Source organism: Glutamicibacter sp. (genome assembly GCF_035257265.1).
Lineage (GTDB): Bacteria > Actinomycetota > Actinomycetes > Actinomycetales > Micrococcaceae > Glutamicibacter.
On record NZ_DATEXC010000020.1, the window covers coordinates 28610 to 41592 of the forward strand.

General features: G+C 54.3%; 10 protein-coding genes. 4 read left to right on the top strand and 6 right to left on the bottom strand.

Annotation, left to right across the window (positions count from 1 at the left end; all coding sequences use genetic code 11):
- The first annotated feature begins 9 nt into the window (after positions 1-9).
- Positions 10-1242, top strand: a complete 1233-nt coding sequence (locus VJ369_RS04945; protein WP_324091012.1) for an acyl-CoA dehydrogenase family protein — start codon at positions 10-12, stop codon at positions 1240-1242.
- A gap of 74 nt (positions 1243-1316) precedes the next feature.
- Here the strand turns inward: VJ369_RS04945 and hrpB are convergent, their stop codons facing one another.
- Complete coding sequence (hrpB, locus tag VJ369_RS04950; protein WP_324091013.1) at positions 1317-3872, bottom strand: ATP-dependent helicase HrpB; 2556 nt, start codon at positions 3870-3872, stop codon at positions 1317-1319.
- A gap of 5 nt (positions 3873-3877) precedes the next feature.
- The gene (locus VJ369_RS04955) at positions 3878-4723 is read right to left on the bottom strand and encodes an alpha/beta hydrolase (protein WP_324091014.1); all 846 of its coding nucleotides are present in this window, start codon (positions 4721-4723) and stop codon (positions 3878-3880) included.
- A 101-nt stretch (positions 4724-4824) separates the two neighbouring features.
- Between VJ369_RS04955 and VJ369_RS04960 the strand changes: the two genes are divergently transcribed.
- Complete coding sequence (locus tag VJ369_RS04960; RefSeq protein WP_181148035.1) at positions 4825-4968, top strand: hypothetical protein; 144 nt, start codon at positions 4825-4827, stop codon at positions 4966-4968.
- Positions 4969-5133: 165 nt separating this feature from the next.
- Here the strand turns inward: VJ369_RS04960 and VJ369_RS04965 are convergent, their stop codons facing one another.
- Complete coding sequence (locus tag VJ369_RS04965) at positions 5134-6705, bottom strand: hypothetical protein (protein WP_324091015.1); 1572 nt, start codon at positions 6703-6705, stop codon at positions 5134-5136.
- Positions 6706-6905: 200 nt separating this feature from the next.
- Between VJ369_RS04965 and VJ369_RS04970 the strand changes: the two genes are divergently transcribed.
- Both VJ369_RS04970 and VJ369_RS04975 read left to right on the top strand, forming a co-directional pair.
- Positions 6906-7967 (top strand): aldo/keto reductase, encoded by a 1062-nt coding sequence (locus tag VJ369_RS04970; protein ID WP_324091016.1) that lies wholly within the window; start codon positions 6906-6908, stop codon positions 7965-7967.
- 268 nt (positions 7968-8235) lie between these two features.
- Positions 8236-9618, top strand: coding sequence for an NAD-dependent succinate-semialdehyde dehydrogenase (locus VJ369_RS04975; RefSeq protein WP_324091017.1), 1383 nt, complete (start codon positions 8236-8238; stop codon positions 9616-9618).
- Positions 9619-9699: 81 nt separating this feature from the next.
- Here VJ369_RS04975 and VJ369_RS04980 read toward each other — a convergent pair whose 3' ends face one another.
- The 3 genes from VJ369_RS04980 to VJ369_RS04990 all read right to left on the bottom strand — a co-directional run.
- Entirely contained in the window at positions 9700-10767 is a 1068-nt protein-coding gene (locus VJ369_RS04980) for an HTTM domain-containing protein (protein ID WP_324091018.1), read from the bottom strand.
- Positions 10764-11537, bottom strand: coding sequence for a DUF5819 family protein (locus tag VJ369_RS04985; RefSeq protein ID WP_324091019.1), 774 nt, complete (start codon positions 11535-11537; stop codon positions 10764-10766). Before VJ369_RS04985 ends, VJ369_RS04980 begins: the two co-directional genes overlap by 4 nt.
- Before the next feature lie 102 nt (positions 11538-11639).
- Positions 11640-12983, bottom strand: a 1344-nt coding sequence (locus VJ369_RS04990) for a hypothetical protein (protein WP_324091020.1), incomplete at its 5' end; no start/stop codon positions are given.

Sequence of the window (12983 nt, forward strand, 5' to 3'; positions counted from 1 at the left end):
GCACCCGAAATGACCCAGCAGCACACTGAATTTGAGTTTCCCACCGGCGTGGTGGAACCCGAATACGATCTATGGGCCGACGGGGTAGACATTGACCCCACCGGGGTGCTCGCCGAAGTCGATCCGTTAGATGCCGCGTGGCGTAACAAGGCGCGCACTTTCATCCTGGACGAAGTCAAAGACGACATCCACGAATACTGGGACAAGGCAGACTACCCACTTCACCTGATTAAAAAACTCGGTGATGCCGGATTATTCCGTGACGGGTTGGATTTTGAGGGACATGAACCAATGAGCCCGATGGCCGCTGGCTTGGTCAACATGGAGTTGGCCCGCGGCGACGGGTCGGTGGCTACCATCGTTGGCGTTCAGGGAGGCTTGGCTCTGCGCTCGGTCATGTTCTGCGGCAGTGCGCAGCAGAAGACCAAATATGGTGTCCCGATGCTTGCAGGCGAGCTTGCCGGCTCCTTCGCGCTAACCGAGCCGACTCACGGTTCGGACTCAGTAGGTCTCGAAACCCGAGCCCACAAGGTCGACGGTGGCTACGTCGTCAACGGAGAGAAGAAGTGGATCGGCAACGGCTCCATCGGCGGCATCACCGTCACCTGGGCACGTGATGAGGACGGTAAGGTGCGTGGTTTCTTGGTTGATCAGGAATCCGCAGGCTACACCGCCACCACCATCAAGAATAAGCTTTCCTTGCGTGCCATCTGGCAGGCTCATATCCGCATGGAGAACGTCTTTGTTCCAGACGAAGATGTGCTCCCGGATTCCCATAGCTTCAAAGACACCGCACGCGTTCTTTTTGCCACCCGTTTGGGTGTCGCTTGGTCTGCAGTTGGCCACGCCACCGCATGCTACGAATCGGCGGTGCTTTACGCAAAGGCTCGCACACAGTTTGGCCGGCCGCTGGCAGCAAGTCAGATAGTGCAGGAACGTCTGGCCCGGATGCAGTCCGAACTGGCGACCATTCAGCTGCTTGCGGTGCAGTCCACCAAGCGTGAGGCACGCGGAGAACTCACCGGTCCGCAGGCTTCCCTAGCTAAATACACCGCAACACGCACCGCACGCCAGATCGCTGCGAATGCCCGTGATCTCCTCGGCGGAAACGGTATCCTGACCAGCAATCGAGTAGCCCGGCACTTCGCCGATATTGAAGCCATCCACACCTATGAAGGTACCGAAACCGTTCAGGCCCTACTGATGGGCCGCAACATCACCGGCATCTCAGCCTTCGCTTAACCCAACAATTTAAGACAAATAATGCCGTGGTCGAGACACCATTTTATTGGTGCCTCGGCCACGGTATTACTTTCTTAGCCTTTGCCTTCCCGGCGTAGCCTATTGTTCGTGTATGCGGTGGCTTGATGATCCCACGGATCTTCTGGCCAAGGATGTCTCGGGTACTTCCCGCGCATTTCCGAGCGCACCTGTGCGTAAGGCCCGTTAAAGAAACTCAGTAAGTCCTCGGTGACCGCCAGCGGGCTGCCTTTGGGCGAAAGCAGGTGGAACTGTACCGGCAGTTTCTCCCGCACTAACCGTGGAGAATCTTTCAGTCCAAAGCATTCCTGCAATTTCACCGCTACCACTGCCGGACCGGTTGAATCCACCGGTGGGTACTCGATACGGATCCGTGACCCCGAGGGCACTTGTAGTCGTTCGGGAACTAAAGAATCAAATTCATGAGCATGCTCCCACGGCAGCAATGTTCGCAACGATCCTGCCAGGTCTATCTTTGACGCAGGTTTCCCTGAAGCCAGATGCTCTAAGCCTGCCGACAGCCAGTCTGACGCGCCGTCAATTAAGCTCGCCTCATCGACCGGGACAAAGGGCGCCCCCAAAAGCCGGTGTGCCACACCCATTCGGCGGCGTAGATTCTCAAAGGCTTGTTGTTCACCAAAAAGCGCTAGTGATTGCTCGCGAAGCGCCGTTGCGGCCGCCTTGCGTCCCAGTTCTTTCGTGGCCTTAATCGGATGCGACGCAAGCTCAATGGCGCCCAACGACTCAACCTTGCGAGCCGAAATCTTCCCATCCACCATCGCTGCGCTTTCGCTGACTTGATGAAGCTGGCTGAGCAAACTAAGCACCTGCTCTAGTTCAATACCCACCGCGCGGCGAATCATTGCACCGGTACTTGTTGAAGCGCGGGTAACCTCGGTAATCGCCAAAAACTCATAATGCGCCAGGTGGCTCCCTCGCGGCAAGGAAGCGCGCGTCCCTGACGCCAGCAGGTAGTCGTGATCTTGGACCTTATGCGCCACCCACTGCGGATAGGCCAAGGCGCAGACACCGGCGAGCGCCCTGGACGCATCTTGGCTCCGCGCATTCCCGGTAAGTTTTTCAAGTCTTTTGGTCTCTTGCTCCCAGGCTCGGTGACCAGGATGCGTGGGGCGCCGAATTGCCTGTAGCAATTCATACAGATCAGCGTTGGCGATTCGTTCCGAGCTGGCTAGCAGGGCTACCGCTTCCGCGGTGGGATGTGAACCGAAATGTTCGGAGCCTTCCAGCAGTGCACGTGCCGTCCTGGGATCTGCCGGAATTTTCACCATGCGCTCACCCAACGCGGTGATCTTCCCTTCACCATCTACCGCCTCCAGCGCACGCAGCACCTCCTCGTCGGTGTGCAACGTGTTAGCCGGTGGCTCTTCCCAGAGCCGGAGCCCCGCTCCGCGCGGTGCACCCCACGCAGCCAATGAAAGCGCGGCCTGAACTAGGTCTCCGGTACGTATTTCTGGGGCAGAACTGGCTGGCGCCGCCGCAAAGGCTTTCGCATCCAATGTGCGCACCACCGTTCCCGGGCCTAGGCGTCCAGCACGCCCGGCGCGCTGCGTAGCTGACGCACGGCTTGCCACCACCGTGACTAGCCCAGCGATACCGCGTCCGGCGTCTCGGCGCGGTTCGCGCGCATAACCAGCGTCAACTACTAGACGTACCCGAGGCACGGTCAATGAGGATTCAGCAATCGAGGTGGACACGATAATTCGTGGTCCTTCGGTAGCCGCCGGTTCGGCAAGAATCTGATCTTGAACCTTTGCGGGGACTTGAGAGTGCAATGCAAAGGCGGTCATCCCAGAGGCTGCAATCTGGGCGCACACACGGTCTACTTCGCGGGCTCCTGGAACGAAAACCAAGGTATCGATCACGGTTGTGGAGCTTTGATTCAGTAGTTTTGAATGTTTCACCGCAACCTGGGCGACGTGGGATAGATAGTCTGGGCTGATTCCACGTTCGGTGATCCGTTGCTTAGCGAAACTGTCAAAGAGTTCGGTCACCTCAAATTGTGCGGTGTTAGCCGTCAATACCCGAGCAGGTTCATCACGTGCCAGGAGCTCGGAAAGTTCTTGAGAATGCAGGGTCGCACTCATCACGATCAGGCTGAGATCATCTCGCAGCTCGCTGACCTGATTCACCATGGCCAGCAATAGATCAGTATCGATAGATCGTTCGTGGACCTCATCAATGATCACCGCGCTGACTCCGGCTAGATCCGGATCGGCCAATAACCTGCGCAGCATCAGTCCGGCGGTCACAAATTCAACCTGCGTATTTGCCGAGCTTTGACGTTCCCCACGAACCGCAAAACCTACCTTGTCCCCCAGCCTTGAACCATCTAATTGCGCTAATCGTCGCGCTGCGGCGCGGGCCGCTACACGGCGTGGCTGAGTGACGATGATCTTGCCGGTAAGCCCCTGCGCAGCCAGCGCCACAGCCACTGTGGGTGGCACAATGGTGGTTTTACCCGAACCCGGTGGCGCCTGAATGACTAGTGGCCGGCTCGGTTGAGTTTGCAACGCAACTTGTAGTTCTTTTCGGCTTGGTCCGAAGGCCAAACCTGAGGCGATGCGTTCAAGGTCAAAGACTTGGGCATCCATCGGTGCTATACCGCCCAAAAAGCTTGGATCGCACTGACCACTGGTTCAATCGGGAACAGCGTACTGCCGTGGGTTCGCCCCGGCAGCGCAACCAACCGGGCGTGCGGCAAGGCGCGGGCCATAATCTTGTTTTGATCAAAGCGGGGCTGATCACGGGTACCAATCAATAACAGTGTGGGGGTGGTGATCCTCGAAAGCTGGCTCAGCTCTAGGTTCTGCACGGTTTCGGCTGCGTCATAGTAGGCGGCTAAGGCCAATGGGTCATTGCTGAGGAAAGCTAATCGAGTGGCTGGGTCTAGCCTGCCGCGGGTTTCTTGCCCGGTGACAAACCCTTCGATATCTCCTTGACGCAAAACTTCTAGGTAACCGGGGAAGAACAGTTTGCCAATCTCCCCGTCGGTAATCTCGTAGGTTCCCCCGAGCATCGTGAGGCTCAGGACCCGTTCAGGTCGGTCCATGGCCACATGCAATCCACTGCGTGCGCCGAAAGAGTACCCAATGACGTGTGCTGCCGGAAGGCCGAGATGATCTAGTACCGCATAAATATCGCTGGCAATTTTGTCCATCGTGTAATCGGAGCTTTGATGCGACTTCATCGATTTGCCATGCCCGCGCAGGTCCATGCGAATGGTGCGATGGTTGGTGCCTAAGGCTTTGGTATATCCCAGCCCACGCCAGATAGAACGTGAAAGTGCCGATCCGTGAAGGAAAAGAATTGGCTCACCGGCAGCTCGGTCGTCATCAAAGAAGATTTCGGCACCATCTGCGGGGTTATTAATCATCGGCATACCTCCGATTAAATCCTCTTGTGTCTCAGCGAGCAATTCGCCGGGCTCCGGCCCGGTGAGCATTGCCCGCTTCTATCGACTTTGGTCAGAAAAAGGATGACACTAAAAGTATGAGGTCGATGGCTTTTTGCCGCGACACTAAGACATGCGAGGGAAGGAGCATCATGCGCAACGGTCAAGAGGACGAACTTGGAGTCGAAACTCAGGAGCAGGCCACGGCACACGTGAAGCACGATCATGAAGAAGAGTTAGTGGAGGAATGGGAAGACGAATCATTCCCAGCCTCTGATCCACCCTCGAATTACTAATCCAAACATACTGAGGATTCGTTGACCTCATCTTCAGCTATTGATAAGAATCCCGTCCTAGACTGGTGATTACCTTCTCAAGGTGCGAGTGATTTATAGGAATCGATCTGCGCGGGCGTTACCTCCTTGACCCCCGCAGATCGATTCTTTCTTTAAGCTTCTTCGTTACTTCTTCTTCGTGAATTCGATCGTCGTAGCGCTGCTCGCGGCCACATCCAATTGGAGTTTGCCGGTCGCATTCTTTGTCACGCCGCTGCCCTCGGCAGCAAACGGGGCCTCGGCACGCAACTGGGTCTTCTCGACGGCTCCGTTTCCAGGTGCATAAATCTGTGCTGCCCCGGTGGCTCGATATCCCTTAGGTACGTTAACTGTCAGCGGGTTTTTCGACTGTTTGGCTGCATCGTTTTTGTTGATCACGGTCACCAGAACATTGCCATTTTTAACCTTAACAGCATAGGCCGCAATATTTTTGTCCCCAGAAATTTTCGTAGACATGAACTGGCTACCAATGCTCAAGCTGGCTAGGCGCATAGCCAGGTAATTGGGTTGGGCCAGCACTTGGCCTTCACCGTTGCTACCGGTTCCGTCCGCGGAACAGACCACCGACATCGGTGCCCCACCACGGCAGGCACCAAGCATGGAATGCATGTTCATCCGCTCCACCCCAAGATGCGCTGACGCAAAAATATGGTCAATGGTCCACAACGCGGTGGCGTGAGTACGCGAGGTGTTATTCGTCCCCGGGCAGCTCGTTGACCCGGTTTCTTCGACCCACAGCGGAACCTTCTTTTTGTTGGCCTTGGCTAATCCAATTCCCAACATTTTCGCAGCACTCTTGCTCACCACAGGATCTAGTAAGTTCTGCCATTCAGGTCCTCGCCCTGGCACCTTATCCGAGGAGCATTCATAGGTCGCATAGTAATGCTGGGTCAAAGCCGTAGTGTTAGGTAGTTGCGCATTCAAAAACGCGCTCATCCACGAGCCGTCAAAGACTCCCGGTCCTACAATTGGAACCTTCTTACCGGTGGCCTCATCGATGGCTTTGACGTACGCCCGCACCTGGGTGACATACTTCTTTTCATTCCATTGCGAAGGTTTGCGGACCTGCAGCCCGGGACGCGCATCATTGGTATACCCGTTGGGTTCATTGCCGATAGAGATTCCAATCAGGTGATCCCCGAAAGTCTTCACGGCATATTTGGCCATATCGGCTCCGCGCTTCGGATCGTAATGGCCCAGCGGAATACCGATGGTGACCTTAGAATCAATCTTCTTGACCGTTTTCATCACGCGTTCGAGGTCTTGGGGCGTGACCAAGGTTTTGCCCTTTGGCGCTTCTTCTCCCGTTGAAGTCCAGAAGGTTTCGCGGTCCAAGACGTTTCCGCCAAAACGTAGACCAGGATGCCCCAACGCACCGAGCATCTCGTCGAGGTTGCCGGCTTCTGGGTCCCAACGCGGATCGCTGAGCTCGGTAGCTTCAAAGGACACTCCGATGTTGTCATCGCTCAGGCTAGTACCAAGGTTTGAGGATCCGACATTCAAGGTAGCTGCCTTGCCTGCGGGTTTGTTATTAAAATCTTGGACAAAGTCCGGCAGCGGTTCGGGGGTCGGTGTTGCCGGCGCCGTCGTCGCGGAATTTGAGGCCTGTGGCTCTTGCGTCGTTGGGCCCGAGGAGCAGGCGGCCAACAGTCCGCAGATCAAGAGCGCGGCAAGGGATTTTGTCGCTTTGGAAATCACTTCGGTCCTCACAGTTATTTGCATGCTGTCCAAACTTCACTCTATCGCGAGCCTAGAGATTCTCTGTTGACATGATTTATCGCGAGTCTGGTTCCGCGAAGACGAAGCACTAGTTTTATTCAATAGTTCAATGCTCTTGCGTAAGTTCTGCCATACAGTTGTTTTAAGCAACAATGACTCATTCTATGGAGAGGCACCACATGGAGTACGAACTTGTCAGCCCGCGTCCCGACAGTAACCGTCCGTACGTCGCGGCAGAAAACCGTTACGAGAAATTCGGCTACCGTCGAGTCGGAGATTCGGGCTTAGTCTTGCCTCCGCTCTCGCTGGGACTGTGGTGGAACTTCGGTGACAACCGCGCATTTGATACCCAACGCGAAGTCTTACGTCACGCTTTTGACCACGGCATCAACCACTTCGACCTGGCTAATAACTATGGTCCGCCAGCTGGCTCAGCTGAAGAGAACTTCGGACGAATGATGCGCAAAGACTTCCTGCCTTACCGTAATGAGCTGGTGATCTCTTCGAAGGCCGGCTACGACATGTGGGCCGGACCATTTGGTAGCTTCGGGTCACGCAAATACTTACTAGCCTCCGCTGAAGCATCCTTGCAGGCAATGAACCTGGACTACGTGGATATCTTCTATTCGCACCGTTATGACCCGAAGACTCCCCTGGAAGAAACCATTGGCGCTTTGGATACCTTGGTCCGTCAGGGCAAGGCCATTTATGTTGGCATTTCCTCCTACTCGGCTGAACGCACCGCTCAGGCCAAGGCCATCGCAGACGAGCTAGGAACCCCACTGGTCATCCACCAGCCTTCCTACAACATCTTGAACCCATGGGTAGAGCACGGACTACTGGCCACCTTGCAGAAGGAGGACATGGGAGCTATTGCCTTTACTCCTTTGGCTCAAGGCCTGCTGACCGACAAGTACCTCAACGGCACCGATGTTCAGCGTCAGGGCGGACGACGTTCCTTGGATGCACAGCTGACCGAAGAGAATTTGGACAAGATCCACAAGCTCAACGACATTGCGCTACGTCGCGGCCAGTCTTTGGCACAAATGTCCTTGGCTTGGCTGCTCCGCGATGGTGCGGCCACCTCGGTGCTCATCGGCGCTTCCTCAACCAAGCAGCTGGACGAAAACCTCGGCGCGCTGAAGAACGTTGAATTCACCGAGGCCGAGCTCAACGAAATTGCTTCGATCGCTCAAGGCGATGCAGGAATTGATTGGTGGAAGACCTCAGCAATCAGCTAGGTTCTTCCTAGTTTTTAGACACCCGTGTGGCGTATTCTCAAGCGCCGCACGGGTTTTTTGCTTTCGAGCGCAGATGAGAGACATTCGTGGGGAATCCGTCTTGAATCCCAGACGATTCAACGGATCTGAGTGTGGCCGATTTGCTGAACTGCGGATATGCTCGAATTAGACGCGCCGTGAAGTGATTCACATTCATTTTACGGACAGGATGGGTATCGTGGAATCCACAAGCCCACACAGACCTCAGCACAGACTAGATAGGAGCATCATGAGCGCCCCGACCTACAAGGTACTAAACCCGGCAACCGGCCAGATCGTTGAAGAATTCCCGGCAGCCACCGACGCACAGGTCGAGCAGGCACTCGCCTCCGCACAGTCCGCTTATGAGACGTGGCAGAACGTTGACATCAACGAACGTGCAAAGATCGTCAGCAAGATCGCCCAGCTCTTCGCCGACAAAGCCGATGAACTAGGCAAAATCATGACCTTGGAAATGGGCAAGCCACTTTCCGAGGCAGTAGGCGAAGCGGAATACTGCAAAGACATCTTTGAATATTTCGCTACCGAAGGCCCAACCCTGGCGGCAGACCAGGAAATCAAGTCATTCTCCGGCGGCAAAGCAGTCGTCCAGCGTCGCCCCGTCGGTCCGCTGCTGGGCATCATGCCGTGGAATTTCCCGCTGTATCAGGTCGCTCGCTTTGCCGCACCAAACCTGATGCTGGGCAACACCATTGTGCTCAAGCATGCTGAGTCCTGCCCACGCTCGGCTCTGGCAATCCAAGAAATCATGGATGAGGCAGGCGTTCCTGCCGGCGTGTACAACAATGTTTTCGCCACCCATGATCAAATTTCCACCATCATTGCCGATCCGCGGATCCAGGGTGTTTCGCTGACCGGTTCCGAACGCGCTGGCGCGATCATTGGCGAGCAGGCCGGACGCAATTTGAAGAAAGCAGTACTCGAACTTGGCGGTTCGGATCCATTTGTTGTTCTTGATTCAAATGACATCGCTGGCATTGCCGAAACGGCTTGGGGCTTCCGTATCGACAACACCGGCCAGGCGTGCAACTCCAATAAGCGCATGATCATCATGGAAGATATTTTTGATGACTTTGTTACAGAGCTAACTAAGCATGCCGACGGGCTAACCCCTGGTGATCCAATGGCGGAAGCCGACGGCACGTTCGCACCAATGTCCTCGCGCAAAGCCGCCGAAGATCTGCACGCACAGGTACAGGATGCGGTGTCTAAGGGCGCCACGCTCCATGCCGGTGGCGTACTGCAAGATGGTCCTGCGGCCTACTACTCCCCTGCCGTGCTCAGCGGTGTCACCAAGGACATGCGCGCTTATTACGAAGAGCTGTTCGGCCCAGTCGCCGTGGTCTACAAGGTCACCAGCGACGAGCAGGCACTGGAACTAGCCAATGACACCATCTACGGCTTGGGCGGTTCGGTGCACTCCACCGATGAAGCTCGTGCGGCCAAGGTTGCTATGGGCCTGCAGTCGGGTATGGCGAATGTTAACTCTCCAGCCGCCGAGGGCGCCGAAATGCCATTCGGTGGTGTGAAACGCTCGGGCTTCGGACGCGAGCTTGGTCCGCTGGGCATGGAAGAATTCGTGAATAAGCGCCTGTTCTACATCGGCGAGTAATAGATACCGTCTTCTACGGATAGTCTCGAAAAATGGTGGGCCTCCAAAATGGAGGCCCACCATTAATTTTTGGTTTTCTAACTACACTGAGGTGGAAATTCGCTCCGTCGAATCGACAGGTGAATCTATCGGCTTATCGGCTGAAGGCGTGGGCTTAGAACGAGTAAAGATCTTTCGCCACCACCCTGCCAGCCAGGATTGAATCGTAAGCCAAGTTGCGCTTGAAACCAGAACAGCATCTGCGGAGGCCATAATCCCCGAGAAAAATGGCAAACCCATGACCACAGCGATACCGATATGCATGCCGAGAATGGAGATCAGCGCAATGCGTCGGCTGATTTTATGGAAAAGCATAAACGGGAAAGCGATCTGTGCAATCACAGTAATGTAAGTAATCAAAGCGACTATCCACGAGTTCGACGACAGCAGCTCGCTTAGCCAAGGGAAAACACCATATGCTTCCGAATTAATCGGGTAGTACATAGCGGTGCCATTCTGCCAAAGCTTTCCTTGCACTTTGTACAGTCCAGCTTCGAAATACACAATACATAGCTGCGCAACAACGAGGCATAAGGAGAGATTGTGAAGTACGGTCACAATCTCGAACTCACGCTTGGTTTTGCCCTTGCGCTTATTTAGCCATGCATCAAGTGACCACATTTTTGAAAGGTCTGCAAAAATCAGATAGATCAGCATGATGCGGATAAAGTAATTTCCCCCGTCCGAGATCGGGGTATTCTGCGCGTTAATAGCCGTATAGAAAATGAAGAACAACGGCGTGACGATCCGTGTCTTCCACCCAACGATGAAGGCTACCGCTAAGAGAATGGAGACGATATACCAGGCGATAAAGAACCCTAGACCTGAGTCGCGGAGGATATCCAAAGGCCATTTATATCCAAGTACTGAACGATATGGTTCCAGATATTCCGAGCCAGGACCCCAAATTTTTGATGCGATAGGTGCGTTAATTAGCAACCATCCCAAAATGAAAATACCCGAGGCGATACGCATGACCGCCAGTCCGTAAGAAGCATGACGTTCGTTAACAAACCAGCGATAGATCCACGAGAGAAAATCTGCGGGAACTTCCTTGTTCTTCGAGATCCAGTTACGGATGGACGGTGTTTGACGCTGTTCTAATTTCATTTCCATACCGCTACCGCCGCTTCACTAAATTCTTTGGTATCCCGCCAGCCAATATAGGTTTCAATGGGTTTACTTTTAGCAGTTTCGCTGTGTCGTTGAGCAAAGGTTGTCACAGGCTCACGTCGCAACTTAATTTCAACCATCGATGCCCCACCCCATTGCTCAATCGCATACAAGGAAGCGAATCCAACGGCAGTGTCCTCTAGCCGTTTGTATGCCCGAAGGTTCGAAAGTTCCGATGAGGAGTATTTCTCGGATGCTGCGGAAGAACCAAGATCAAATCCAAATACCGGGGTGCCTTGAATGAAAGGCTTCTCAATTTCAGAACGTGCGTCGCTGCTCAAGTCCGATACAGCGCCCCACAACCGGCCGTGAATCACCTTGGATTGCTTCGTTTCACGATCTGAAAACATGTTTCCTGCGCGTTTGACCATTTCTTCGGAAGTCACGTCACGCCATTCGGTAAATTCTGCCCCAGCTTCCTGCCCGCCGGCGCAAATATCCACACTAGATAGGCAAGCCCGCATCGTGAAGTACTCATCTTGCGAGTAGGGTCCAGGTGCAAATAGGCTCCACCCCTGATCCAAGGGACCGAGAAAGTAGCGATTTAGTTCAGGCTGCAAGGATGTCTTAATCGGGGTTGAGGGGCCGGTAAAGGCCAGGGTTGCTCCGATATGGCCCAAGGCAGCAATCCCGGCCAATAGGAGAACTACGAGTGTAGCTACCTTCGGCTTTGTTCTCTGCTGCCTTATCCGGGTATTCTCTTCCATTCGGACCTTCCCATAAATTTCAGTTCCATGAAATTCTTAATGCGAAATGGAAGGGGCATCGTTTGATGCCCCTTCCTATTTCTGGACTACATAATTACTGCTTTATGCTTTGCGCTTTCGAGCTATCACAGTAGCTCCAACACCAAGCAACAGCAACAAGAATGCTCCTGCGCCAATTAGCAGTGCCCCGTTAGAACCGGTATCTGCAAGACGGTCCTTGTTGGAGTTGTTATCCTTCTGCTTTCCGTCGTTGTCGCCGGAGTTAGCACCGGAATTTGCGTCAGCGTTCGCGTCAGCATTATCCGAAGTATTCGCATCGGTATTTGCTTCGGTGTTATCAGCGCTGTTGTCTGCGGTTGATTCAGCGGCTACAACTGTAAAAGTAGTGAAGCCGTACGAACCAGATTCCACATCGGTAAGCAGCAAGATGTAGTTTCCGAGTTCAATGTCAGAAGTGTCCACCATGAAGCTGATATCGCCAGCCTCATTTGCCGTGACATCCGCCGGTAGTGCGGCAGCTACAGCATCGGCCATACCCGTGTTTGCTTCGCCAAGCGCACTCTGCTTGATTTCAACTACGCCACCTGGCGTGAATTCCTTACCGGTCACTTCACCAGATTCACCCTTGATCAGACGGTTCGGGGTGATATCGATATCAACGATCAGCGTTGCGTCATCCGAAGGCTTGACCTGGAAGTACTCGTTGTAAACCTTGCCAGTTTCTGGATCGGTTACTTCAACGATGTAAATACCTTCTGGCAGTCCATCGGTACTGAATTCGTGGGTGAATCGTCCGTCTTTATCAACAATGAGCTCGACATCCTGGACTGGATCGCCTTCACCGTTGACGTTACGGACTACAAACTCGACAGTTCCATCCGGAGTGAATTTCTCGCCGATGACAGTAACGTCGTCGCCTTCTTCAACGCTATCTGGAACAACGCTGAGCACTGGGTGCTCGGTGTTGTCCGAAGTGTTGTCCGCGGTGTTGTCGCCCTGATTATCGGTGGTGTTCGCATCAGTGTTCGCGTCAGCATTATCCGAAGTATTCGCATCGGTATTTGCATCCGTGTTCGCATCAGCATTATCGCCGGTGTTCGCATCGGTATTTGCATCCGTGTTCGCATCAGCGTTATCGCCGGTGTTCGCATCGGTATTTGCATCCGTGTTCGCATCAGCGTTATCGCCGGTGTTCACATCGGTATTCGCGTCCGTGTTCGCGTCCGTGTTCGCATCAGCATTATCGCCGGTGTTCACATCGGTATTCGCATCCGTGTTCGCATCAGCATTATCTCCGGTGTTCACATCGGTGTTCGCATCGGTATTCGCGTCCGTGTTCGCATCAGCATTATCGCCGGTATTCGCGTCCGTGTTCGCATCAGCGTTATCCGTCGTGTTCACATCGGTATTCGCATCGGTATTCGCGTCCGTGTTCGCATCAGCGTT

Bases quoted from the DNA above. Each gene is read 5' to 3' on its own strand.
- VJ369_RS04945 (WP_324091012.1), top strand. From the start codon at position 10: ATGACCCAGCAGCACACTGAATTTGAGTTTCCCACCGGCGTGGTGGAA.
- hrpB (WP_324091013.1), bottom strand. From the start codon at position 3,872: ATGGATGCCCAAGTCTTTGACCTTGAACGCATCGCCTCAGGTTTGGCC.
- VJ369_RS04955 (WP_324091014.1), bottom strand. From the start codon at position 4,723: ATGCTCACCGGGCCGGAGCCCGGCGAATTGCTCGCTGAGACACAAGAG.
- VJ369_RS04960 (WP_181148035.1), top strand. From the start codon at position 4,825: ATGCGCAACGGTCAAGAGGACGAACTTGGAGTCGAAACTCAGGAGCAG.
- VJ369_RS04970 (WP_324091016.1), top strand. From the start codon at position 6,906: ATGGAGTACGAACTTGTCAGCCCGCGTCCCGACAGTAACCGTCCGTAC.
- VJ369_RS04975 (WP_324091017.1), top strand. From the start codon at position 8,236: ATGAGCGCCCCGACCTACAAGGTACTAAACCCGGCAACCGGCCAGATC.
- VJ369_RS04980 (WP_324091018.1), bottom strand. From the start codon at position 10,767: ATGAAATTAGAACAGCGTCAAACACCGTCCATCCGTAACTGGATCTCG.
- VJ369_RS04985 (WP_324091019.1), bottom strand. From the start codon at position 11,537: ATGGAAGAGAATACCCGGATAAGGCAGCAGAGAACAAAGCCGAAGGTA.